Source organism: Allobosea sp. GW822-FHT05A11 (assembly GCF_058800455.1).
On sequence record NZ_JBXAMI010000008.1, the window covers coordinates 1 to 23,437 of the forward strand.

A 23,437-nucleotide genomic window follows, 5' to 3' on the forward strand; every position below is an offset into this window, starting at 1 on the left:
TATGGCGGTTTCTCCAAACGATCCGATCCGCCCTGTCTCAGTCCACCTCTGCCGGGAGGGTTGGGGAATGATAGGGGTTGGCATCTGCGAGACCTTGCCCGGCATCGCGCCGGCCGTCATCAAGACCGCGCGCATTTCCGATTGCGGCGCCTATCGCTATCGGCTGACCCGGCACTGGGATTCCGACCGCCCGCCGATGACCTTCGTCATGCTCAACCCGAGCACAGCGGACGCGGATATCGACGATCCTACCATTCGACGCTGCATCGGCTTTGCAAAGCGCGAGAGCGCAGGCGGGATAGTCGTCGTAAATCTCTATGCCTATCGGGCTACCGATCCTAAGAACCTGCCGAACGACGCCAGCAAGGTAGGTCCCAAGAACGAGAGCTATCTGCACGACGCACTCATGGAAGCCAACGGACGCCCCGTCGTCTGCGCGTGGGGCACCAAGGGCAACGGCTCGTTCTTCGTACAGTGGGCGAAAGGCTACGGCGCCAACCTGATGGCCCTCGGCATCACGAAAGACGGCTTTCCGAAACACCCGCTCTACATCGCTGGCGACGCCCCGCTGATGCCGTACCCGAGGCGCCTAGGCTCTGGCCGGAACCTCGCGGATGCGCACTCTAAATATCCCCCGGAGGCAGAGCATGGCTGAGAAGATGAGACGCGCGCCGCTTCGATGGAACTACGAACCAGGCGGCTACAACAATGCCAGCTATCGACTTCGCCGGGCCGGCGTTGATTACGCGGTCGTCACGCCGGCCAAGTCTGGCGGGTGGTACTCCTACAGCCTCGACGTGCCTCGAGACCATCGGTGGAATACCCACTCTGAACCGTGCGATCTCGAGCAGGCGAAAACCGACGCCCTCTCGAGAACCCGCCGCGCCCTAGACGAGGCCAGCCATGACCGGTGAGAAGGTGGACTGGCGGCCGATCAAGTCGGCGCCGAAGGACGGGCGCGATATCGAAATCCGCACATTCGACGGCTTCGAGATGAAAGCACGGTGGGAGCGCCACGGCTTCGAGGACGAGGACGGCAAGAGCGTGGGTGCTTGGGTCGCCACCGAGGAAGAGAAGCACCCGCCCTGTTGGACTGATGGCGCTTGCTGGGCATCCAACGCGGACGAGGTTCAATCCGACCAACCGATGATGTGGAGGCCCACGTCATGACCTCTGAGAGGGACGCCCCTGCCGAGGTGCCGGGAGACGAAGACCGCCTCTCAGCAGTATGGCTAGGGCTCAACCCCTACGCCCCGGAGACTTGGCCTCTCGGGACCGTTCAACGCCTGACCCGCATTCGCGCTGAGCGGGGCCATCAGAAGTTCGTCGAAGAGATCGCCAAGATGACGACGCCGCCCAGCGCCGGCATCGGCGGCATCTTCAACGCCTGCTGTCACCGCGAGGAATGCCGCAAGCTCGAAGCCCGCGCGCTAGCCGCAGAAGCCGCGCTCGCTGCGGAGAGGGAAAGGTGCGCTAAGATTGCGGAGACGCACGACAAGTTGCCATGTCGGTCATTGCTGGCAGGGCAACGTGGCGAGGATTACGATTGCGGCCAGATCGACGCAGCAACCTCAATTGCCGCAGCCATACGGGCGCAGGGGGAGTAGATGAAGGAGAAGTCCTACCCTTCGTTCATCGCCCGCTGGTGGCTGCTGATCCCGATGGCGGCCGGAGCCGTCATCTGGTGGGCGGTTTTCTTCGGTCAGGCGCGGAGGCTTTGGGCGGCTGTGTTCGGCTAGACACCGATCTTGTCTGCAGACATTTCGATCTGGACAACCAGCCCCGCGGGATTCCAGTCAAACCGCATAAGAGCGCCGAGTTGCGCTTTGGCCGCACGATCCACGAGCAGGCTACCGAAGCCTTGCCTATGGGGTGACCCGACGACGGCTGGTCCACCGCGCTCCTCCCACACCAAGACGACGTGCTCGCCGGAACCCTTAACTTCTATCCGCACGTTCCCCGTCGGGATTGAAAGTGCGCCGTGCTTGACGGCATTCGTCGCAAGCTCGTGAATGATAAGGGCAATGGATGTCGAACTGGAGCGTCCGATGCGAACCTTATCGCCGCCAACACTGATCCGAATGCTACCTTCGGCATTGTAGGGCGCAATCAGGCGGCCAATCAGATCGGGCAGATTGTCCGAAGACTCATCGCCGTTCTTATCCAGGACGATGCCGTGGGCCCTGTGCAGCGCGGTCAACCGGCCGATGATTTCATCTGCAAATTTTGCAGCTGCAGGCTCCGCGCGAGCGCCCATCGAAATGAGGCTGCTGACCACGCTAAAAATGTTGCCAATGCGGTGCTGCAGTTCGCGGGCGATCAACTCGCGCTGCTCTTCTGCCGTACGGCGTGCGGTAATGTCGATGTGGGCTCCAATGAGCTTGATCGGTTTCCCGAGATCATCACGTTGAATTTCAGCCTTGGCCAAGATCCATCGGGTCTCTCCGTCGGACGGTCGGATTATCCGATATTCGACCTCATAGTCGGTGTCGAAGCTATCAACGCTTTGTTGGAAATGGCTTACGACTCGATCGCGATCCTCGGGATGGATCCGCGCAACCCACGCCTCGTGACTTTCGTTCGCAGCATCGGCCGGCAATCCATGAACCGCCAGGTATTCCGGGGATCGCTGGTTGCGAAACGCGCCTTCTCTGAGATCGACTTCAAGGCCCCCGATTTGCCCGATGCGCTGCACGCGTGCGAGCTCGTCTTCGCGCGAGCGTAACTGCTTCAGTGCCTCGTTCAGCGGCAACGGAGATTCCCCAAGTTCTCAGAGCAAAGATACTTGCTTCGGTAGCTCTGGTTCCGAGTCGTCGCCATCTTTTTTGACACCCCGAGCCACGATATCGAGCGCGCCATCCGCAAGCGGCCGTTGCAGTGCCCTCGCCTCTTCCCACGGCGCCGTCATCCAGGCCTCGCATTCCTCCGGCGTCGTTAGGATGACGGGCAAGCCCGCTCGAACGGCCTTTCGGAACACCGGGAGCATGAGCGGCATCCCGAAGGCGATTGGATGAGCCTGCATAACGGAAAGGTTCATCGCCACATCCCGCGCATCTTCGCCCTAACGTCGACCTTTGGACCTCCAGAGGGCGCTCGCGTGTCTTCGGAAGCAGAGATCGGCCAGGCCGACCGCTCGAACTGTCCGAGAAGCGCGTTCGGGATGAAGCGGGTGCGATTGGCATACACATGCCGGTCGCCGGTCGCGGACTGCCCATACGTGAAGAAGCGCTGCGGCACGACGAGATGCAGGTCGTCCTTGGCCCGCGTCATCGCGACATACAGCAGGCGCCGCTCCTCCTCGATCTCGTCCCTGGCGCCGGCGCCAAGGTCGATCGGAATGCAGCCGTCGACCGTGTTCATGACGAAGACTGACTTCCATTCCTGCCCCTTGGCTGAATGGATCGTCGACAAGATCAGATAGTCCTCATCGAGATGCGGCACGCCTGCTTGGTCGCTGGTTGCGTCGGGAGGATCCAGCGTCAGTTCGGTCAGGAAGCGCTCTCGCGATGGGTAGCCGCTGGCGATCTGCTCCAGTTGCACGAGATCGGCTTGCCTCGTGCTGGCATCCTCGTGGATGCGCTCCAGGTGAGGTTCATACCATCGGCGGGCACGCTCGATCTCGGCTGGCCAACCGGCAGAGCCGGCGCGCAGCTCCCCGATCGCGGTTACGAACGCGCCCCAGTCTTCGCCGGCTCGAGGTGGAGCCGGGGCGCTATCGAGGGATTCGATCGGCGCCGACGCCTGCGCCATATGCTCAAGGACACGCTGCGCCGATGTCGGCCCAACACCGGGCAGCAGCTGCAGCACCCGAAAGCCAGCCACTTTGTCACGCGGGTTCTCGACGAAGCGCAGGAGCGCCAGCAGATCCTTGATATGAGCGCTGTCGAGGAACTTCAGACCGCCGAATTTGACGAACGGGATATTCCGGCGCGTGAGCTCGATTTCGAGCGGGCCGCTGTGATGGGAAGCTCGAAACAGCACCGCCTGCTGTTTCAGCGTCGAGCCGCCCTCGCGGTTCTCCAGTACCTTCTCCGCGATGAAACGCGCCTGGTCAGCCTCATCTCGAACATGAACGAGCTGCGGCTGCGATCCGGCTGCACGATCGGTCCAGAGGTTCTTGGTGAAGCGCTCCGCTGCCAGATCGATCACCGCATTCGCTGCCGAGAGGATCGCGCTGGTCGAGCGGTAGTTCTGGTCGAGCGTGACGATTTCGGCCGGCGGCACGAAAGCGGACGGAAAGTCGAGGATGTTGCGGACGGTCGCCGCGCGGAACGAATAGATCGACTGAGCATCGTCGCCCACGACCGTTAGACCCCGCCCATCCGGCTTGAGCGCGAGCAGGATCGAGGACTGGAGCCGGTTGGTATCCTGGTATTCGTCGACCATGACATGATCGAAGCGCGCGCCGATATCAGCCGCGATATCGGGATCGGTCATCGCTTGCGCCCAGTAGAGCAGTAAATCATCATAATCGAGGACATTCTGTTGCTGCTTCGCGTCGACATAGGCGGCGAACAGGTCCTTGAGTTCGGCCGCCCAGGCAACACACCACGGGTAGGACTGCCCAAGAACCTCCTCGATCGGCCGCTCGGCATTCACGCAGCGCGAATAAATCGCCAGACAGGTGCCTTTCGTCGGAAACCGTGACTCCGTCTTGGAGAAGCCGAGCTCGTGGCGGACCAGGTTCATCTGGTCGGCGGAGTCTTCCCGATCGTGGATCGTGAACGCGGGATCAAGACCAAGCTGATCGGCACAATCGCGCAGGAGCCGCGCTCCGATTCCGTGAAATGTGCCTGCCCAACTGAGAGCGTCGTTCAGGACGCCAGCGCCCTCCCCGAGAACTTTGCGGGTGATCCGCTCAACGCGCTTCGCCATTTCGCCGGCTGCCCGGCGCGAGAAAGTCATTAGCAGGATGCGCCGCGGATCGGCGCCGCTCACCATGAGATGGGCGACACGATGCGCCAACGTGTTGGTTTTGCCGGAGCCTGCCCCGGCAATCACAAGCAGGGGGGATGCCGTCACGGCGCCGACACCATGGGTCACCGCGCGCCGCTGTGCCGAATTGAGAGCGTCGAGATAGCCGATTGGGGAGACGGCATTCATGCCTTCGGCTCCCGCACCGGCCGCGCTCCCTGCGAGAACACCCCTCGAAGGAACCCGCGGGAGACCGAGCGATCAGCATCTGCCAACAGGACATTGAAATCGTGCAAAACGGCACGTAGCGCGGCGCGCTCGCTTCCATGCTCAGCTACGAGATCATTGATCTCCCATTCGATTTCGTTCGCCTCGTCGGAATCTTCTACTGGTTCGGCTGACATGGCTTGCGTCCTCGGGCACGAGAACATTATGAGAACAAACCAACCCGAGGAGTCAAGCCATGGCCAGCATCGACACGTTCTTCCTCCAGCCCTTCAAGACGCACCGGAAGCGTCTGGTGCCGGGCCAGCGGGTGCTGGCGAAGACGAAGCACCACGCCTTGAATGAGGGCGAGCGCCTGGGGCGAACTGCTGAAGGCGTGGCAGTCATCCACGTCACCGCCGACGATGAAACCGGCGAGGTCAGCGCGCTCGACGTCCTGGCGCGCCACGGCGCGATCCCCGAGGAGTTCGAGGAGCAGATCAGGGCGTTGTGAAGCATGAGAGCAAGGGGTCAACCGAGCGACACGCAGATCAACCGCGACTTTCCGCATCAGGTAGCGGTCTCACTCTTTGAAGGGCGCGGCCTCGGCTACTTCAATTCGTTGGGACCTCTGTCGAGCCTCTGCCCGCGTCGCTTTCAAGTTGGCGATGGGGCGCGAAGCTATGAGGTCTACTGCTTCGGCGATCGGGATCAGGCGGAGCAATTTCGCGAGGCAATCAAGGGCGAGGATTTCGATCCCCGCGATCGCGTCGGCGCGATATGGCACCGCGGCCGAGGTAAGCGGCGAGATGCCAGTCGCGCTCGAAAAGGATATTGGTAGCGAGCCCGCCTCAGAGATTCGCAGAGGCCTTTCCCACCCGACCATCCGCCGCACGTCTATTCCATCTTCGCCGGCCGCGAGGTCTCGACCTGGTAGGAGGAGTGGAAGCACGAATGCGAGGTCAGGAATCGGGCCAACATGCCGCTTGCTCAGCGGAATGAGGCGCTCGACGGCGTCAAAGACGGCATGCGCGGCGTTCGGCAGATCCGAGGCGATGCCGCCGTCGCGCAGCTCCGCGCCGAGATCGATCGGTATGCGGCGCTGAAGGCGCGGCCGGACTATAAGTCCCAACGGCGCGATGCAATCCACGCAATCGCTGCCACGGCCACTATTCCAACGGCAACCATCAGCGGCTCGTCCATGACCTCATTCCTGCGCGTCGGCAATGTAGAAACCGAAGGCCGAAGCGCAGGCCAGAACGACACTGATCTCGATCAATCCCATTGGAGCCTCCCATCTGACGATGTCGAAGCAACTGCGCAACGCCCGCCGTTGTTCCGCCACGTCTGAGGCCGCATTGTGTTTCTTGAGAACCCTTGCCGAATTGCCAAATCTTCGACCCCTCTTGCAACGCTGCCGTCGTCAGCTATTGGGTTCATGTCGACATGACCAAAGGGCAACAAGGGGATATTATGAAACTATTGGGGCTGACGAGCGCGATCGCGCTTCTGCTGATTTCTGCGCCTGCGTTGGCCATGCCTGCCGGCATGGGTGCGGGCTGCCAAAAGGGTTACGGAGTGTACGACACATCCAAAGCCCCAAAGGCCTTTGCAAAAGGTAAGACCAAAGGTTGCGGCTATGCCTATGGCAAAGCCGATATCGCGGAAGCGCGCAAAGCAGCCTTGAACTTCTGCCGCGGACACGGGGGCGATGGCTGCCGCGTTGTGGAAAGCAGATAAATTCAGCAGCCATAAGAAAATGGCCCCGTCAGCTTCCGCGGCGGGGCCTGCACATGAAACCGACCTGTGTGTTCAGGGATAGGTATACTCCGACATCGCTTTAAGCTGATCCTTGTTCCAGTTCATAACAGGCGGACTGCCGGCTACGTTCGGACATTGCCCTTGCCGTAAATCCGACCAATCGCAGTACGCAAATTATAGGTTATGCAATTATAAATTGCGTTCGATGCGGCAGCAATTTCGCTTCATTGATATCAAGGGCGTCAGTTTAGCGGGTTCCAATCGCGTCCTTTTGTGCTAAGGGCGCGGCGCGTTTCCAATGCCTGAGCCATCAGCAAGCTTTGGGCTAATTCGCGCATCGGTTGTGTTGCCTACGCCTATCCCATCGAGCAGCGGTTCTGAGCGGCCCGGCTATTTCGTCGAGCCCTCCAGTTATTGGCAGTGAAAGGGAATGTCCGTGGTCATTAAGTTACCAAATCCGATCGACAAGCATGTCGGTAGTCGCGTCCGCATGCGTCGGATGCTCGCGGGCGTCAGCCAGGAGAAGCTGGGCGATGCACTCGGGCTGACCTTCCAGCAGGTGCAGAAATACGAGAAGGGCTCCAACCGCATCAGCGCGAGCCGCCTCCAGCAGATCGCCAAGATGCTGGATGTGCCGGTCTCCTTCTTCTTTGACGGCGCGCCTACAGGCGATGTGCCGGACCCCGGCTTCGCGGATTCCACATCGACAAATTATATTTCGGAATTCCTGGCCACCAGCGAGGGCGTCCAGCTGACCAAGGCTTTTGCGCAGATCAAAAGCGGCCGGGTTCGCCGGCGGATCATCGACGTAGTCGAAGCCCTTGCCGAAGAAGCTGATCGTTCGGAGCAGAAGTAGTCGACGGCTCCGTGTGATCGGCACCACCGTCCTCCAGCAGGCCCCGAAGCTCGCGCTCAGCACTCGCCAACAGTTCGTTGACGAGAGCACTATTGAGATGCTCAGCGTCCAACGCCAGCTTGCGAACTCGGCCAATCAAGCCTGCCAGTTCATTCTCATCGCCGCCGAGCATTCGTCACCCAGCTTTTTGCCCGGCCCCCCAGCAGGGTCAGGAAGCAAGGCTAAGAGCGCACGACGGAGTAAACAAACTTTTGCGATCCTGGGTGGCCATGAAGGCTTCGATCTCGGCCGGCGCGATATATTTCTCACGGAACCAGGGATAGATCGCTGGATTGAAGGACGAAATGATCCAGTCGATCGTCCGTCGAACATGACACAGCTCAGCAGCCTGCGGGTGGTATGCTAGCCATATATCGCGAAGCAGTACAAAATCCTTCGCAACATGCACAAGCCCTCTCGAAACGACGGGAGCATATGTTGGCAGCGCAGTGACACCCAAGCCGCTGATGACAGAAACAAATTGGGCTGAGCTGGTGTTGACGCGGATGTTTACAAATCGTCGCTTATCCTCCCGCGTCATCTCCTCTTCAACTTTCTCACTGCGTATTTGTGGCGCAACGATATCAATGAATTGATGCTTCTCAACGTCAGACTTACTCTCCGGAGCGCCGTGTGCTGCGATGTAGCTTTCTGCTGCGTAGAGAACGACATGCAGATTGCCGATCTTGCGGACCATTAGATTCGGATCTGTGGGCTTATCGAGCTGTATCGCCAGATCGACCTCCAACTCCGATATCTTGGGCGGCGTCATCGAGCATTTCAAATCGAATTGAATGTCAGGATGACCGCTACGCAAGTCGCCTAGCATTGGCGTCAGCCAGAAAACTCCCAGCCCTTCCGTTATCCCGACGCGAACGGTTGAGCGCAGGGCAGCCTTCTCACGGCTTGGTATTGTCGCGAAAATGTTAGTTTGCCGCTGGATATTTTCAGCGACGGCCACAAGGCGCCCGCCGGTATCCGTCAGGATCATACCCTTTTTCGTCCGGTGGAAGAGAACCGCGCTGGTCTGCGCTTCCAGGTCACTGATTCGATTCCGCACGGCCGCGGGGGAGTGCCCGGTCTCCGAGGAGACCGCGCGAATACTACCCAGCTGAGCCAGCTTGAGAAAGATTCGTATGTCATCCCAGTTGAGATTCATTGCTCCTCTCGCGTCTGAGTGAGCACCATCTGACCTCACGTGCGTCATTTTCATTCTATCCCCGCCCCCACAAATCTAGGTTAACCTTTCCTTGTTGCGTACCTAGTTCCACGTATCCAGAAGGATTTGCGTTATGGGAATCAACTACTCACAGGAGAGCTTCAAGATTGCGCGAAGCGAGCGCAATTTTCGGACGCTGAACTACATGCGCTACGGGCGCGGTTACACCACATTCAGCCCTACCGAAAAGATCATCGATCATTCCATGCAAATGGCAAGACGCGATGTACCGGGGCTGGCCACGCTCGATACGGTGATGAAGGTCTACCGGCATAATCCGGACACCATCTCCGCATTCGCGCGTCAGTGGTTCGAGGCGCCCGGCCGCGACCCGATCGGCATTCTGGCGCACCTGCCGCTGAATCAGGAGGGAGCTCGCGCGCTGTTCACGGGCGAACTCGATACCGGCAATCCCGATCTGAAGTTCATATGCCGCCCGCATGAACGGGCCGCCGCCCTCTATTTCTGGTTCATCTATCTTCCTGGCGGACAAGGCGGCGGCATGTCGCTGGTCATGGAGCGAATGACCAGCGCGAAAAACCGCGACCTGCCGATCTTCTGCAAGCCTGCCAACGTGCAAGCCCGCTACTTCTTCGAGAACATGGGCTTCGTGATGGGCGCAACCTACGAGATGCTCCATTCGAGCACCCTCATGAGCTGTGCCATGCCGGATCTGGCGCGTGGCAGGAAGCCGTATGACAACTATCTTCCGGGCGAGAATGTCGGCACCAAGAAGAACTCCGTCACCGTCGTTCACTCGCTCGACGACGTCCTGAAGTGCATCGCCATCCGCGGCGCCGCCTATGTCGAGGATCGGAGCATTCCATACCAGGAAGACGTCGACGGAAACGACTTCACCGCCACCCATCTGCTCGGCTACTTCGGCGATGAGCCGGCCGGCTGCATCCGGCTGCGCTACTGGGCCGACTTCATCAAAATCGAACGGCTGGCAGTCCTCCCGAGATGCCGTGGCGGACTTGCCCTCGACCTCGTGCGAGCGGCAATCGCTTTCGGGCAGGACAAGGGCTATCGCCGCTTCTATGGCCAGGCAGCTCAGCCTCTCCTCAAGCTCTGGAAACATTTCGGCTTCGTCCAGCGGCCAGGACCGGGGCTCAGTTACCTCACCGACGAGGTCTACTACGAGATGGACCTCGAGACTGAGCCGAAGTCTGCGCCCATGACGCACCTATCCGGTGCGGCTGTCCTGATCCGACCTGAGGGGCAATGGGATCGACCTGGCCCGCTGGAAGAGCAATCAAGTTCGGAGCTTGTTCCGAACAAGGCGTTCGGTGCCGACCCGGCCGAGCGGAACGCTCCCGTTTCCGAGTCTTCCGCTCCCCCTCCCCAGATCGACAGCAAGGGACTCGTTAACGGCCAATGGGTGCCCGGCGTCAGTCCCACGACCATGTACCCGGATCGCGACATCCCCGGCTGCATGAACCCGTTCTACGGCGAGGCGCCAGACGGCAACGCCAATTCATGGCCGCCGCTCATCTACGGCAAGATCAAGGGGTTGAACGACCATGATTGATGCGTGGCCGCCTGTGCCTTACCAGCGCCGAGACATCCAGACTCTGATCAAGCAGGTCGATGATCTGATCTGGGACGTCTCGAAAGTCGACCCCGTGAGCACGGCGCTGCTCGGTCTGGTGAAGACCGAGCTTACAACCCGCAAAGCCATCGAGGATAGGGCGGTTAGCGCTTTCCCCTCTCCTTCGCCACGGGGGGCTTTCTCTCCACACGGCCGGTAATCCGCCTCCGCTCTCCTGCGTTCTAGCAGGGGAGCATTTCTCCTCAATCCAATCGACGACGGAGGGCACGATGCAACTTCACTATGATGTGGCACGTTTTCTAGGGGCCTGGCGTTGGCTGGTGTCGAAAGACCTGATCTTCATTGGCGAAGAGATCGCGGTTCTGTTCGGAATCGATCCGGCCGCAGGCCGCTCAGGGGTGAGGGTGAGCCGCTTGGCTCAATTCATTCACCCAGCAGACCAGACTGGCTTCTTTCAGGCCATCGATCGCGCGTCTTATTTCGGCGGCGATATCGGCTTCAGCTTTCGGTTGCTGGTCGAGGATGAGTTTCGTCGCATCGAAGCTACAGGAACCTGCGTACGGGCCAAAGCGGGCGGCCGGCCTGCGGAGTATCTAGGTGCTGCGCATATCTATAATGGGCGCGCCGAGCACCCGCTTTCGATCGTCGCTGATCACTTGCTCGCTTCAGCTGAGATGGCGAAAGCAGCTGGCGAGAGGGACCTGACGCACTTCATCAACATGGCGCTGATGGAGGTCGGATCGCGGCTTGCTTCCCTTGAATTATCGCTGCAGAAGCCAAGGCCTTGCATCGCGGTCGTCAGCTAAGGCGCGGCGGCGCCGACAGTCCCACATACCTCTCGATAGTCGCCCTTCGTCGCTATGGACGGGTGCACGATCCGACAAGGACACACCGCGAACATCGCATTCAGCAAAGAGGAAGAGATCGGCTGGCGAAGGCCTCGATCGGAAGCCGCCGGTACATCCGGGACTAACTCCGATCGAAGGCGGAAGAAGCGAGCGGGCACCGAATCCCCGCCGCTGATCGGCATCAAATGCACCTTGACGGGCGATAGCCCAATGCCCGTGCTTGCTTGCGGCGCTCTTTGCGTGCCAGCGAGTTCAGGTGCTCCCACTGGCGGAGCGATGCCCATAATTTCAAGTCATAGGTTGGGGGCTGCACCAACTGGCTTTCGTTCCGGGCCGGATTGATCTCGCTCAAGCCGCCCTCGTTATCGTCGGTGCATCATTCGATGCCGGACCCTAGGCCCTAGTGAAGCGACCAGCCCTGTCAAAAGACAGAACCGTGGGAATACGAAAAAAAGCCCCGCCAGCCTAAGCTGACGGGGCCGAGGTTCATTCCGAGGTGTAACTGCCATGGAACGCGCGCGAAGTCCTTCAGGTTCCTCGCCGTCGGCGATCAGGCGGCGCTTCAAAAGCTGATCGCCGAAACGAAGCTCTGGACCGTGAGAGAGACCAAGTCGTCCTCGCTCGACGTTTCGCCGACTAATCCGACTATGATCCGGGCCATGCGGTCGTGATCGACCAGATCGCTATTTCGGGCCAGTCCTTTGGCAACGACCAGTATCCAGGCTCGCGCCAACGCAGCCTCAGCCCGGACGCGACCCTCAGGGTTCAACGAAGAGAATGGCATCTACCGCCTCCGCGCGACCACGGGATATTAGGCCCAGGCAGCGCGCCGCATGTTGTCAAAAGACGCAGCCCCAAAAGGTAAAAGGCCGCCGCCCCCTTTCGGAGACGGCGGCTGAAGCCAAAAGCTCGGCACCGCTGGGCGAGCCGCGCCAAAAAGACGACTCAACAAATTGGCTCAGGGATCGATGTGCTCAGGCATCCCCTTGAGCTGATCCTTGGTCCAGGTCGTGACGGCATGAACGTCGCCGTCTTCGTCGCGCATGAATTCGAGATCGCTTACCGGCACGGATACGGGCTTAGCTCCAATGCCAAGGAAGCCGCCGACATCGATCACGACCTGGGTAGACGCGCCGGCGCCGTGCGTATGCGAAACGGAGCCGATCTTCTCATCTCCAGGTCCGTAGATCGTCGCTCCATCGAGAGCACTCGCAGTCAACTCCGCCGGCGCGAGACGGACGTGTTTGGAATGGTCCATGGTTTCCTCCTTTTGCTGGATGCCTTTCCAAACAGCGGGAGGGCGCTCGCGTTCCGCGCGAAAGATAATACCGGCGAAGCGTGAGCGGCCGGACTGTTCTTGATGTCCGCTCCCGCCCCTTAGCTGAACCTCGTGTCAGGCAATGAATTCCGTGTCGAGCAGTCCCATGATGATATCGTCGTGCCATTGGCCTGCGAGCAACGCCGATTCCCTCTCACGCCCTTCCTCGACAAAGCCGCACTTGCGATAGCACGCTATGGCGCGGCTATTGGTTGCGAGCACACGCAGAGAAACACGATGGAGGCCGCACTTGAAAGCGTAGGCCAGCGCGAGCTTTATCGCTTCCGATCCATAGCCTTTGCCGAGTGCTGCGGGATCGTCGATGCCGATTGCGAGCGTCACCCTTTTGTCCGCTTGAACAAGAGTATGAAAGCGGATGTGACCGATGAAGCCAGCAGCGTCGATGACCCAAGCATAGTCCTGCTTGTCGATGAATCGAACTGCGGCCTCGGCATGAGCTTTCGTGAATGCGGCAGCCGGATCAAAAACGCCGCCATACGCCTCAACGATTTCTTTATGTCGTCCCAGCGAGAGGCGAATTTGCACATCATGTGGGCTCGGCCTGCGAAGAACGAGCCGAGCACTTCTGAGTTCGGGCGGGGGGCTTTCCATAGCTAAGGTGTAAGCGAAGCGAGCGGCGCGTTGAATGGCTCCTTTCGACCCATAGATCCTTCAGAAATTGCCTAAGCCGCTTGGTCACATTCTATGCGTCGGCGTGACCGATTCCGACTTGTTCCGCCAAAACGAAAAGGCCCCGCCAGCAGAGCTGATGGGGCGGAGATGATGTCCGGGCGACCAGACAAAGCGCGATAGCAGCAATCCAATCTGTGCCTGACAGGTCGATCGGTCGGTTTGAGCGGCCTCAGCGACGATGCTTGCCATAAACGCCGGGCCCGCAATTCAGTCGAGCGTCGGCGCGCGCTCCGCCATTTCCAGAAAAGCATAGAGTGCGGCAAGCCATAGGATCGCGAGCATCGTCATACCTGCCGATAAGCGTAGTATGACGTTAGGAAAGCATTAATCAGGCCACGACGCTAGGGGCGTTTTCCGCGCCCGTTGGCTTCGAAATTGTCCCGAGATCCTGAATAGTTTCTTGGGTGACCCAGATTGAAACACGTAAAGCGCAGATTGAGCCGGCTGTTGGCCTCAAGGCCTGTCAACAAGGCGTTGCGGTCTCTGCTTGTCGTGTTCGCATTTGGCATGGAGGCGGCTTGGATCGTCGCGCTCTGCATCGGTGCGATCAAACTCTACAACTGGGTCACCTGAAACGAAAACGGCCCCGCCAGCCGGAGCTGACGGGCCCCAGAGAAGAGAAACCTGAGGGCCGCAGCCGAGAACCACAGACGGACCTGGGACTGCGGGCGCACCAAAGCGCGGCAAGACGGTCGGTTACGGCCGTGTCGGCTTCGCAGCAGCGTCGTCAAGATAGAGCAAACGATCCTCTCGATTTGTTGGGTCGAGCAGATCCTTATCCGAAACGGGAACGACTTCCGCGTCATAGCCCAGGATTTGGAGGACGGGATAGGCTCCGCGCAAGCGCGCGAGCAGCCCGCGAGGGTCGCGGCAGCGGCTGGGATTGAATTCGAGGATGATGCGCGGCCGCCAGCGCTCGATGGTTTGGCTCAGTCCGGTGACTATGTCTTCCTCTGCACCCTCCGCGTCGATCTTGAGGAAATCGACGCGGGGAAAGGCGCGGAGGAGCGAGTCGAGGCTATGGATGGGGACAGCGACCGCTTCCGCCTCGTCATTCGGCAAGGCCTTGCTGACCAGCGTCGCATTCTTCGGCTCTCCCGCCGGGACCATGAGACGCCCCTCGCCCTCCCCCGAACCCGCCGCGGCCGCCACAATGGTGCTGCGGCTGGCAAAGCCGTTGAGCTCGAGGGTCCGCTTCAGCGTGTCGGCAACGGGGGGGTTGGGCTCGACAGCCAGCAAGCGGCCATCGGGGCCGACGAGATCGGCCAGCAGCAACGCATAATAACCGAAGTTGGCACCGATATCGGCGACATGCATGCCGGGCGCGACGAGGCGAGCAATGAATTCCGTCAGCCACATCTCCCAGTAGCCGTCGAGCATGACATGCGCGCCGAAACCTCTGTCCCGCGTGTCGAGGAACATCTTGTAGCGCCCTAGGACGCGCGACAGAACCGAATCCCCGCCGAGAAAGGCGGCCTGGCTTGCCGCGCGGCAGATGCATTCGGTGCGGTAGCGGTCCGGTCCGCGCAACTCGTCCAGCGACAGAAGACTTCCGGGCTGAATCGGCATCGGTTGAGGCGTCTCTCTCCTGAACATCAGTATCAATCCGCCTCATTCGATCCAGTCTTCACACGCCTGCCGTACCCAATCAAAATGGCTTAGCGGCCAGGAACGCCCGGGCGCGATCGAGATCGGGCGGCGTGTCGACGCCGCGCGGCACATGGTCGATGACCATGACGTCGATGCGCATGCCGTCTTCCAGCGCACGGAGCTGCTCCAGCTTCTCGCGCAGCTCCAGCGGCGATTGCGGCAGGCTGACAAAACGGTCGAGCGCGGCGCGGCGATAGGCGTAGAGCCCGACATGGTGATAGAGCGGCCCCTCGCCGTAAGGCGCCGTCGCCCGGGTGAAATAGAGCGCGCGCAGATGGTCGGGGGCAATCTCGCTGCCGACGAGCTTCACGACGCTCGGCGCCGTCTTCTCTTCCTCGTCATCGATTACCCCGGCGAGAGTCGCGATATCCACAGCCGGATCGGCAAGCGGTTTCACCGCTGCGGCGATGGCCGAGGGCGCCAGCGTCGGGAAATCGCCCTGCACATTGACGATGATGTCGTAATGCCTGTCAGGGTCGAGAATATCGGCTGCTTCCTTGATCCGGTCCGATCCGGTCTGATGATCGGCGCTGGTCATCACCACCTTGCCCCCGGCGGCTTCGATCGCGGCCGCGATTTCCGGCGCATCGGTCGCCACGGCCACATCGCCGGCCCCGGATTCGACCGCCCGGCGCCAGACATGCACGATCATCGGCTCGCCATGGATATCGGCGAGCGGCTTGCCAGGCAGGCGCGTCGCCTGCATACGGGCCGGGATCAGGATCAGGGGGTTGGACATTGGCTGGGTATGCTCGTAATCGGCAAAAGGTCAAAAGGGGCGCGTGATAATGCGAGATGTAATGCAGCGCGCAAAGCGATTAAGCAAGCATGCGTACCGGTTGCCAGGGCCGGTACAGCAAAGCACCTAGTGGCGCTAACCTAGGCTTCTCCTCTTTCGGAGCCCGCCATACCCTTCTTAGTTTAGGACAGCGGAATAGTGGTCATTAATGCCTACAGCAGCATTACAGACCAAAACACGTATGGAGATTGCATTGAACCATCGAGATGAACTTCCTAATGCATTAGCCGGCATAACGGCAACGCTGTTCTCAGTTATCGAACTGCTACTTGAGAAAAGAGTTGTAACACCGGTCGAGATCTTAGGCCGTATGCAAGAGATCATTTCGGCTGATAGGCCCAGTGCACCGGATGATGGATTTAGCTCATCCGCAAAGCTCGTGGCTGCATGGACGCGTGATACAGTCGTATCGGGCGATGCAAGCCTTGGCAGCTTCGCGCCAAACCTCCCGGCTGTACTAACGGGCCAGACCGAAGCGGTCATCTCTCTAATCAAAATCCTGATAAAGAAGAACGTCTTTACCGAAGATGACATAAAAGGCGAACTTAATGATCTCATGCTAGATCGCGAGCAGCAGTCAAGCAACGCAGGTTTTGATGCGGCGGCGAAGCACATCATCAAATCATTGGAGTCTGCAAGGAAGTAACGAAGCTCGTGCTAGTGAGATCGTGTAGCTCTCCCCCCCGGAAAATGAACTTTTCGTTCTGCCCAAGGCGATGGCACCAGATCCTCAGCTCGATTTCACCTGCGGTTTCAGTAACGAATTCGAGGGTTGGCGGCCGGTCATTGCCCTGGTAAAGCCACTCGACAGCAGCAACGGTCTCGCCATTCAGCGCTGCATCGAAAGTCCACTCTGACTCAGCGGCCTTGCTGTTAGATGACAGAGCCAATTGTGCGCGCCATTTGCCAGCAGGCAGGTTTCGATAAGGGCCATAAATTACATGCCCGCCGTTGATCGGCCCAGCGATAAAAATTTCGGCGCCATTGGATGAACGCTCGCAAATTGTAGAGAACAACGCGGCCCCTAGGAGCGACGGTTCATAGCGCAGCACGGATCGCAAGCGACGAGAAACCAGACGTGAAATAAGCGGCTCCAGCAAACCCTGCTTTTTTCGCAGCAGAAAAAATGCATCGGAGGCGCCATCGAAATTGCGCGCTAGCTCTCTTCCCCGCCTAGCGCGAACTTCGACACAAATACTCGGATCAATATCCCTTATAATTAGAATTATATCGTCAATGCTCAATCTCTGAACATATCGACTTTCATTGGATGGCAACTTCGCCTCGAAGGCGACAAACTTAAAGCTCGAGCACATTTCACATAAATGTTGCAACAATCTATCGGGGACATGGTGGTTCTGCAGATTTCCCCTGTACTGGGCAATTTTTTGAGCGGATCTCGTTGAGAAAAGCGACCGATAGCTCGGCTCGACGACGTCGGCCTGCAAGGTGCACACGGGCCCTCCATAACGGTGGTTGGACAAGGTCGGACCCGCCACAGTCTGGATCAGGTCTCGGTCTTCCTCGTCTAACTTCGCAAGAGCGGCTTCAAGGCGAGGCTCGATTTTGAGCTGGACCTCCAGGGCGCCAGCCGCGCTCGAAATTCGCCGTATCCATTCCGGATAGAAATTCGCGAACGAGCGCGGGGCACTCGTTGCCATACCCAAAAGCTCTTGGAATCGATCACTACCTCGATGGGGCAACAGACCAGTTTCAAGGACATGGCAGATCAGAGCGTCCCGTTTCATCGGATCAAGAGCGGGGAGCGGAGCAGAAAGATACGCGCCCAAGCCAGATGGATCCCCAAGTTCGGTCGTGCAACCCTTTCTCGAATATACTGGCTGGCCCCATACGGTGACCGGCAAGTCGTACAGCAAGGCTTCCAAACCGACATTGGAACTCATCGTCGCCACGACCGAAACTCGCTCGAGGATATCGTGAATTGCAATGCCAGTAGCATCGAAGGAATTCTGCGGTCGAACTTGGATTGAACGTCGAAGACCGCCTTTCGGGTGGCTCTTGGTTAGCAATCGCCAATCGTTTGGAATGCTATCGATCGCAGCCTGGAGCGACGCCTCGTAGTCGTCGTATGCGCCGAGATTGATGACGACGTTTGCATCCGTTGGAACCTGCTGTGGGATGAACACGATCGGCCGCGTATCGGCCGCAATCCAATTCTCCAAGCGAGTCAGGTCTGCCAGATCGCTGGCCTGATCGTACTTCGATCTCCGTTCGGCGATAAAGCGCCGGACGAACGCTCTCGTTTCTTCAAGCGAGAGCTTTGCGGTGATTGTTGGCGGCCAGGTTTTATCGATGAGACTCTGCTCATGGAAAAAATGGGGGGCATAAGGATCGACAAAGTGATAGCCTTGAAAAAATGGGCTTTCCCAATAAAGAAATTTGGCTGATTTCTGAGAGCAAACCTCGGCGATTATCGCAGAAATAACTTCGGCCCCGTTCGGAATCAGGACGTAAGCCGGTTCAAGTGTTTCAAGAACCTGATTGAAACACTGTGCGACCCCACGCAAATGCTGAGCCCACGGCGATTCCGGCAGCAGCGTATCAGGGCGAAGGTCCCCGATACCATAGGAATGGCTCATGAGCTGCGGCAGTTTCAGACGATACCCGTGGATTGAATGGAATGCGAAATCGGAAAGGCGTGGCGCGTCTGCAATCTCGCTTCGGAGTAACGGCTGCATGGCCCAGGTCGAGCCCGTCCTCTCATGCTCGTCATCGAACCAGTAAGTGAGGATCTTGGGCTGGTAGCCGGCTTGCTCAACGGTCAGCGCCAATTCCACGGCATTCCGATACGATTCCTCGCCAGATGTCCGAACGATCAGGATGGACTTAGGCATCTGAATGGATTGGATCCTAGAAAATTCCGCATCGGCAGTTGATCGAGGCGCAGCATCGGAAAGTCGCAGCTAATTCACCGCTTGAAACGAATTATTCGCGACATCATTGTCGGGATCATCGACCCTGATGGCGTTGCTTTCGCGAAAGCCCATGAAGGTATTCAACTTCACTTGATTTCGCTTTGCGTGATCTCCGTCGTCCACGCCACTTCCAAAAGGCACACCTGCATCCAAGGCGCACCAACTCTTGAAGCTATTCCCACGTTCCCTGGATGCTACCCAAACCGCGGGCGCATCACCTGCGGGCCCGCGATCGATGACGAAACGGTTCCGTTTGATCTGGTTACCTTCTGGCTTGCCTCGCCTAACGACGCCGTTCTCACCGCAATTTCGATAGAGAAAGATCGCGCCGTGCCGCGGATTCCTGAACTCATTGCCCACGATCGAATTGCCCGACGAACCGTCGATCGCCAGCAATTCTCTGCTGCCCGTAGCAACCGAGAAGACAGAGTTCTGGATTACGTTACCCGAGGAACTATCGTCGAGGTAAACTGGAACGCCGCCTTTGATCTCTCCTTCGATCCGCCCGTTATTGAAAATAATCGATCTGGATCCAGAGCCCACATAGAATAAATTCGCTGTTACGGGGCGCCCTTTAAAAGTTGGAGCCTGAATCGAAACGCCGTTAAATTCAACATTGCTAGGAGCGACCGCACTGATCATCTCCCAAAAATCCGCACTCCTTGTCATTTCCTTGTAGTCTTTCAGGCTAATCGATATTGAGACTTCGACACTTCCGACAACCTGACATTCAACGATCGAAACATCGCTGACCTTCGTTCCCGTCCGCTTGTCGGAATTGAATGAAGATCGAATCTGCAGGCGCCATCGGTTGGTCGGTTGTTCAATATCTTTGCCGAATGCTAGGGATGCTCCGGCGCAATCCAGAGTGATCCCAGCCCCTTCCGGCCCAATGATTACCCGCTTCGTAACGCGGTCAGACGCGGCGAGCCTCACGCTACAAGATAGAGAAAACGTGTCCGCTTCGGTTTTCGCGGGCTCCAGCAGCTGTCGGCGCTCTTCGGCACTGCATGTCGTTGCTGCCGCCACGGGATCGACCGCGAATGCAAGCGAACCTGTTACGAACAGCGCCAGCAGCGCGAATTTAAAAAGCATAGGCAGGCCCTCGAAAATGCCGCATCAGGCCGGTGAAAAGCGCAGTGATGCGGCGGGCATTTCAATCGTTTGCGAGCGTACTCTTCAGAATGCGGTTGGCAAGGCGGTCGAACTCTTGCAGTTGCCGGATCAGGGCCGGGAACTCGCGCAGCGCCACCATGTTGGGACCGTCGGAGGGCGCCTTGTCGGGGTCGGGATGGGTCTCGATGAAGAGGCCGGCGACGCCGACGGCGACCGCCGCGCGGGACAGCACCGGCACGAATTCGCGCTGCCCGCCGGTCGAGGCACCCTTGCCGCCGGGCTGCTGCACCGAATGGGTGGCGTCGAAGATCACGGGGGCGCCGATCTCGGCCATGGTCGGCAGGGCGCGCATGTCGGAGACCAGTGTGTTGTAGCCGAAGGAGGCGCCGCGCTCGGTCAGCATCACGTTCGGATTGCCGCTCTCGGTCACCTTGGCGGCGACATTGACCATGTCCCAGGGCGCAAGGAACTGACCCTTCTTGACGTTGACGACGCGGCCGGTCTTCGCGGCGGCGACGAGCAGGTCGGTCTGGCGGCAGAGGAAGGCCGGGATCTGGAGGATGTCGACCACTTCGGCCACGGGCGCGCATTGATCGGCTTCGTGGACGTCGGTCACGACCGGCAGGCCCGTGCGTTCGCGGATCTCGGCATAGACGGGCAGGCCGGCCTTCATGCCCATACCGCGGGCGCCCTTGACGCTGGTGCGGTTGGCCTTGTCGAAGGAGGCCTTGAAGACGAGGCCGATATTCAGCTCCGCCGCGATCTCCTTCAGCGCCAGCGCGCATTCGAGCGCGTGGTCGCGGCTTTCCATCTGGCAGGGTCCGGCGATCAGGGCGAGCGGCAATGCATTGCCGAAGCGCACAGGGCGGGCGAGATCCTCGCCGATGGTCACGATGGCGTTGGGAGTCATGGTGGGCCCAAAATCCTCGAGTTATAAGGGCAAAGCTCGCCAAAAGCGGGTTCGCTCCTTCGCGTCCGATCTGGGAGAGTGAGAATTAACAATCGCGCTTCGGCCGATTATCCGTCTGCATTCAGAACAACTTCTGCCAACATCAACGTGGTGTTCCCGTCGGTCCAGACGCGGAATTCAAATTTCCTTGCGGACAACTGTCCATTCTGAGGAATTTCAAAGCGGAGCGTTTCATCATACTCACTAGCGATCGCGCCTGAATTGAGGGTCTTGGTGAGAATTATGCATTCCCCTCCTTCTGTGGCGATGTCGAATACGATCTTGCTCTCCTTCCGGAATAGTCCACGTCGGCTGCCACTTCGGACGCCCTTAACGCGCAAGGCATAGCGGCCAGGGTCCAGCTCACTGTACGGCCCGAATACGGCATGACCTGCAGGGCCAGCACCTATCTCGACGCCGTTTCGATCCGTCCGTTTTGCGTGCGACGCAAGGGACAGCTGCGGCAAAATATCGACGGAGCGCTTACTAATTGGCTTCGCCTGCCCCGCGGAATTCGACGCAGGCTTGGCCTGCAATGCGACCGGCGTGGGTTTGGCCTGCAGCGTAACAGGATCGCGGAAGCCCTTCGCACCACGAAGAACAAACGAACTGGGACTAATCCATTCCGGCACCGTGCCCAGGTTGACGGGCGGCTTAGGCAAGTTGGTAATCCGAGAAAAGTCAATCTGATTGCAAATTCTAGTTAGCGAACCATCAGCCTCCTTCTTCTCAAAGTATTTGCTCGCACCAAAGCTATAGAAAGACTCTTTCAGATAGTGGATGAATTTAATTCCGTTGTCTCCCGGCGACGGCAAATTCGAGTGGACAAGTTCATGTAGATGCTCGGAGCTGGTCGCTTGATGAGCCAATCCGCCATTTGCGTAGTATGCCAATCCGCAGACGACCACAGGCTTGTTCATGCCAAGAGCCAGGACACCGACGCCGGAATTCAAGACAACCACGCATGTGGCCGCCTCTATAAGGTCATGAATGTTTGCGTCATCCGGAACGAAGATAGCCTGCTCGATCGGTGGCCGCTCTGCCTCCAGAGGATGCTTTTTAACGACGAGCACATAGTGGCGCTTGTCGAGACTGCGAGCCAGGTTTTCCAACCACTCCAGATAGTTTGCGTAAGTGCCAGAAGGGCCCGCGAAAAACCTGGTAGCTGTATCATTCGGCCTCTGCAGAGCAACTAGTACGATCTTGCGTGCGCCGATACCCAGCACATCGCGCCAGTACTCGCCCCCCTTACGCCTTCCATTCCGCTCCAGCGTCGTCCCCGCCGATGCGAATTGCTCAATCCAACTACGTGTTGCGCCCAATGAATCGGGCGAGACAGCAACATCCCAATGCGAAGGATCGTATTTGGAGCTCCGACCGAGAAAGCCGCCGTCATCGAAGAACCAGCTGTCTGGGAGAGCGCCACGGTCGAAGGCATATGCTTTGATCCCGCGCGACCGAGCCCCTTCGAAAAGTGCCAGTCGATGGGGGTTACCGTAGGGGTTCAGAAACAGCAGATTATCGATTGCTTCATCGTCCACATAGGACGTTAGCATGTCCGCATTTTCAAAACTCGTCTCAGGAACGAACCTGTAATCTCCCAGCGAGGGCAGCACTCCTCGCAGAGATTGAGCCGGCATGGATGTCGGACTCATGAGAAGCAACGTGCGGCAATTTACCGATGGATCCTTGAGCGGCGCCAAATGCCGTTTGTTGCTCTTAAACTCGCTCAATTTCTGCTTAAGGAGAGCAAAATTCTCTGATGACCGCTTATAGGAGGGGTCGAAATCTTCGCGACGAGGATGGGATAGATGTACGAGCGCGACACCGCGCATCCAGATATCCATTCCATACAAGGAGAAGAATGCCCGGTAGCCTTCCCACACACCGTTCGCAAACGGTATGTCGTTATCATATTTTGGAGGCCGCCCTTGCCGGCGAGCAAGATCCGTCAGGCGGTTATAGAACTCGAAGTCTTCAGCTCCGTGCCCCTTAAAATCGGCGTCATGGCCACCGCTCATCAAGTAAAAGTATCGGTTGATGAGAAGCGCAGAGCTTCCAAGCGCAAAATGCTGAATAAATTCATTGCGATTATAACGAAGCGCTTGGTTGTGAATTCGCCGATCAGCCGAACGCCGACGATCCTTGTTGTGCATAGACAGGTATAGGCTTGTACCTTCTTCGGTCAGATAAATGGTGGGGACGCATACAAAATCGTAACCTTGCTGATCGAGGCAACGATACCTCGCCTCGTCAGCAATATCCAAATAGGTTTCCGTTTCGCAGAGGAAGTCTAAATCATGAAACATTACGATCGGCGTCTGCGCGTGGCGCACACCAAAATCTCGCGCAGCCCCAATCGAGAAGGGCTCATCCGGGTCGCCGGTACGGAGAACTGTGACGTGGGTATGCCGCTTCTCGAGAGCACGCAGTTCGGGCGCCCTCGCCTCATTGGTACCGAAATCGACGATCAGAATCGAGAACGCGTCGAGCGGAATCGACTGGATAATCCGATCCAGCCGTTCGATCTCGTCGTAGAGAGGATCGGTGGAAAGCCTCAACGGTATGATTGCAGTAATCATC

Annotated in this window: 25 protein-coding genes and 1 pseudogene; 12 read left to right on the plus strand and 14 right to left on the minus strand. The window is 58.7% G+C overall.

Annotated features, from left to right (window positions below):
- The 5 genes from AC1RLU_RS23885 to AC1RLU_RS23905 form a co-directional block, all read left to right on the plus strand.
- A partial coding sequence (locus AC1RLU_RS23885) for a DUF1643 domain-containing protein (protein WP_492798601.1) occupies positions 1-655 on the plus strand: 655 nt, incomplete at its 5' end.
- On the plus strand, positions 648-914 hold the full coding sequence (locus tag AC1RLU_RS23890) for a hypothetical protein (RefSeq protein WP_492798602.1): 267 nt from the start codon (positions 648-650) through the stop codon (positions 912-914). The genes AC1RLU_RS23885 and AC1RLU_RS23890, both read left to right, overlap by 8 nt.
- A complete protein-coding gene (locus AC1RLU_RS23895) occupies positions 904-1,170 on the plus strand; it encodes a hypothetical protein (protein WP_492798603.1) in 267 nt (88 codons plus the stop codon). Before AC1RLU_RS23890 ends, AC1RLU_RS23895 begins: the two co-directional genes overlap by 11 nt.
- The gene (locus AC1RLU_RS23900; protein ID WP_492798604.1) at positions 1,167-1,607 is read left to right on the plus strand and encodes a hypothetical protein; all 441 of its coding nucleotides are present in this window, start codon (positions 1,167-1,169) and stop codon (positions 1,605-1,607) included. Before AC1RLU_RS23895 ends, AC1RLU_RS23900 begins: the two co-directional genes overlap by 4 nt.
- The gene (locus AC1RLU_RS23905) at positions 1,608-1,739 is read left to right on the plus strand and encodes a hypothetical protein (protein ID WP_492798605.1); all 132 of its coding nucleotides are present in this window, start codon (positions 1,608-1,610) and stop codon (positions 1,737-1,739) included. It begins immediately after the preceding gene.
- On the opposite strand, the gene AC1RLU_RS23910 is transcribed toward AC1RLU_RS23905, so the two are convergent.
- From AC1RLU_RS23910 to AC1RLU_RS23925, 4 genes are read right to left on the minus strand one after another with little or no spacing between them, the layout of a single operon-like run.
- The gene (locus AC1RLU_RS23910) at positions 1,736-2,752 is read right to left on the minus strand and encodes a PAS domain-containing protein (protein WP_082617510.1); all 1,017 of its coding nucleotides are present in this window, start codon (positions 2,750-2,752) and stop codon (positions 1,736-1,738) included. The two genes, AC1RLU_RS23905 and AC1RLU_RS23910, sit on opposite strands and share 4 nt — an antisense overlap.
- Before the next feature lie 18 nt (positions 2,753-2,770).
- Positions 2,771-3,037 carry a hypothetical protein gene (locus AC1RLU_RS23915; protein WP_492798606.1) on the minus strand — a complete coding sequence of 89 codons (267 nt, stop codon included), beginning with the start codon at positions 3,035-3,037 and terminating at the stop codon, positions 2,771-2,773.
- Positions 3,034-5,103: an ATP-dependent helicase gene (locus AC1RLU_RS23920; protein ID WP_492798607.1), complete on the minus strand. Its 2,070-nt coding sequence runs from the start codon at positions 5,101-5,103 to the stop codon at positions 3,034-3,036. Before AC1RLU_RS23920 ends, AC1RLU_RS23915 begins: the two co-directional genes overlap by 4 nt.
- Positions 5,100-5,318, minus strand: a complete 219-nt coding sequence (locus AC1RLU_RS23925) for a hypothetical protein (protein ID WP_492798608.1) — start codon at positions 5,316-5,318, stop codon at positions 5,100-5,102. The genes AC1RLU_RS23920 and AC1RLU_RS23925 overlap by 4 nt, the downstream gene beginning before the upstream one ends.
- A 59-nt stretch (positions 5,319-5,377) precedes the next feature.
- Here AC1RLU_RS23925 and AC1RLU_RS23930 point away from each other — a divergent pair, with 59 nt between their 5' ends.
- From AC1RLU_RS23930 to AC1RLU_RS23945, 4 genes and pseudogenes are all read left to right on the plus strand, one after another.
- The gene (locus AC1RLU_RS23930; RefSeq protein WP_492798609.1) at positions 5,378-5,632 is read left to right on the plus strand and encodes a hypothetical protein; all 255 of its coding nucleotides are present in this window, start codon (positions 5,378-5,380) and stop codon (positions 5,630-5,632) included.
- A gap of 435 nt (positions 5,633-6,067) precedes the next feature.
- Positions 6,068-6,469, plus strand: a pseudogene (locus AC1RLU_RS23935) (DUF7696 family protein); the annotation flags it as partial.
- A gap of 95 nt (positions 6,470-6,564) precedes the next feature.
- Positions 6,565-6,858 carry a hypothetical protein gene (locus tag AC1RLU_RS23940; RefSeq protein WP_492798610.1) on the plus strand — a complete coding sequence of 98 codons (294 nt, stop codon included), beginning with the start codon at positions 6,565-6,567 and terminating at the stop codon, positions 6,856-6,858.
- 451 nt (positions 6,859-7,309) lie between these two features.
- The gene (locus AC1RLU_RS23945) at positions 7,310-7,735 is read left to right on the plus strand and encodes a helix-turn-helix domain-containing protein (RefSeq protein ID WP_492798611.1); all 426 of its coding nucleotides are present in this window, start codon (positions 7,310-7,312) and stop codon (positions 7,733-7,735) included.
- Positions 7,736-7,943: 208 nt separating this feature from the next.
- On the opposite strand, the gene AC1RLU_RS23950 is transcribed toward AC1RLU_RS23945, so the two are convergent.
- Positions 7,944-8,933, minus strand: a complete 990-nt coding sequence (locus tag AC1RLU_RS23950) for a LysR family transcriptional regulator (RefSeq protein WP_492798612.1) — start codon at positions 8,931-8,933, stop codon at positions 7,944-7,946.
- 133 nt (positions 8,934-9,066) lie between these two features.
- Between AC1RLU_RS23950 and AC1RLU_RS23955 the strand changes: the two genes are divergently transcribed.
- Both AC1RLU_RS23955 and AC1RLU_RS23960 read left to right on the plus strand, forming a co-directional pair.
- The gene (locus tag AC1RLU_RS23955) at positions 9,067-10,524 is read left to right on the plus strand and encodes a GNAT family N-acetyltransferase (RefSeq protein WP_492798613.1); all 1,458 of its coding nucleotides are present in this window, start codon (positions 9,067-9,069) and stop codon (positions 10,522-10,524) included.
- 290 nt (positions 10,525-10,814) lie between these two features.
- A complete protein-coding gene (locus tag AC1RLU_RS23960) occupies positions 10,815-11,351 on the plus strand; it encodes a PAS domain-containing protein (RefSeq protein WP_492798614.1) in 537 nt (178 codons plus the stop codon).
- A gap of 223 nt (positions 11,352-11,574) precedes the next feature.
- Here AC1RLU_RS23960 and AC1RLU_RS23965 read toward each other — a convergent pair whose 3' ends face one another.
- The 5 genes from AC1RLU_RS23965 to AC1RLU_RS23985 all read right to left on the minus strand — a co-directional run bounded on the left by AC1RLU_RS23965 (position 11,575) and on the right by AC1RLU_RS23985 (position 15,793).
- Positions 11,575-11,745, minus strand: a complete 171-nt coding sequence (locus tag AC1RLU_RS23965) for a hypothetical protein (RefSeq protein WP_492798615.1) — start codon at positions 11,743-11,745, stop codon at positions 11,575-11,577.
- A 606-nt stretch (positions 11,746-12,351) separates the two neighbouring features.
- Positions 12,352-12,651: a PRC-barrel domain containing protein gene (locus AC1RLU_RS23970; protein WP_492798616.1), complete on the minus strand. Its 300-nt coding sequence runs from the start codon at positions 12,649-12,651 to the stop codon at positions 12,352-12,354.
- Between the two features lie 135 nt (positions 12,652-12,786).
- Positions 12,787-13,323: a GNAT family N-acetyltransferase gene (locus AC1RLU_RS23975; RefSeq protein ID WP_492798617.1), complete on the minus strand. Its 537-nt coding sequence runs from the start codon at positions 13,321-13,323 to the stop codon at positions 12,787-12,789.
- Positions 13,324-14,100: 777 nt separating this feature from the next.
- Entirely contained in the window at positions 14,101-14,973 is an 873-nt protein-coding gene (locus AC1RLU_RS23980; protein ID WP_492798618.1) for an FkbM family methyltransferase, read from the minus strand.
- Between the two features lie 79 nt (positions 14,974-15,052).
- Positions 15,053-15,793 carry a 3-deoxy-manno-octulosonate cytidylyltransferase gene (locus AC1RLU_RS23985; RefSeq protein ID WP_492798619.1) on the minus strand — a complete coding sequence of 247 codons (741 nt, stop codon included), beginning with the start codon at positions 15,791-15,793 and terminating at the stop codon, positions 15,053-15,055.
- Positions 15,794-16,001: 208 nt separating this feature from the next.
- On the opposite strand from AC1RLU_RS23985, the gene AC1RLU_RS23990 reads away from it, so the two are divergent.
- Positions 16,002-16,499: a hypothetical protein gene (locus tag AC1RLU_RS23990; RefSeq protein WP_492798620.1), complete on the plus strand. Its 498-nt coding sequence runs from the start codon at positions 16,002-16,004 to the stop codon at positions 16,497-16,499.
- On the opposite strand, the gene AC1RLU_RS23995 is transcribed toward AC1RLU_RS23990, so the two are convergent.
- From AC1RLU_RS23995 to AC1RLU_RS24010, 4 genes are all read right to left on the minus strand, one after another.
- On the minus strand, positions 16,471-18,708 hold the full coding sequence (locus tag AC1RLU_RS23995; protein ID WP_492798621.1) for a capsular polysaccharide export protein, LipB/KpsS family: 2,238 nt from the start codon (positions 18,706-18,708) through the stop codon (positions 16,471-16,473). The two genes, AC1RLU_RS23990 and AC1RLU_RS23995, sit on opposite strands and share 29 nt — an antisense overlap.
- Positions 18,709-18,777: 69 nt before the next feature.
- Positions 18,778-19,884 carry a hypothetical protein gene (locus AC1RLU_RS24000; protein WP_492798622.1) on the minus strand — a complete coding sequence of 369 codons (1,107 nt, stop codon included), beginning with the start codon at positions 19,882-19,884 and terminating at the stop codon, positions 18,778-18,780.
- 61 nt (positions 19,885-19,945) lie between these two features.
- Positions 19,946-20,815: a 3-deoxy-8-phosphooctulonate synthase gene (gene kdsA / locus AC1RLU_RS24005; RefSeq protein WP_492798623.1), complete on the minus strand. Its 870-nt coding sequence runs from the start codon at positions 20,813-20,815 to the stop codon at positions 19,946-19,948.
- Between the two features lie 107 nt (positions 20,816-20,922).
- A complete protein-coding gene (locus tag AC1RLU_RS24010) occupies positions 20,923-23,436 on the minus strand; it encodes a capsular polysaccharide export protein, LipB/KpsS family (RefSeq protein ID WP_492798624.1) in 2,514 nt (837 codons plus the stop codon).
- Position 23,437 lies beyond the last annotated feature (1 nt).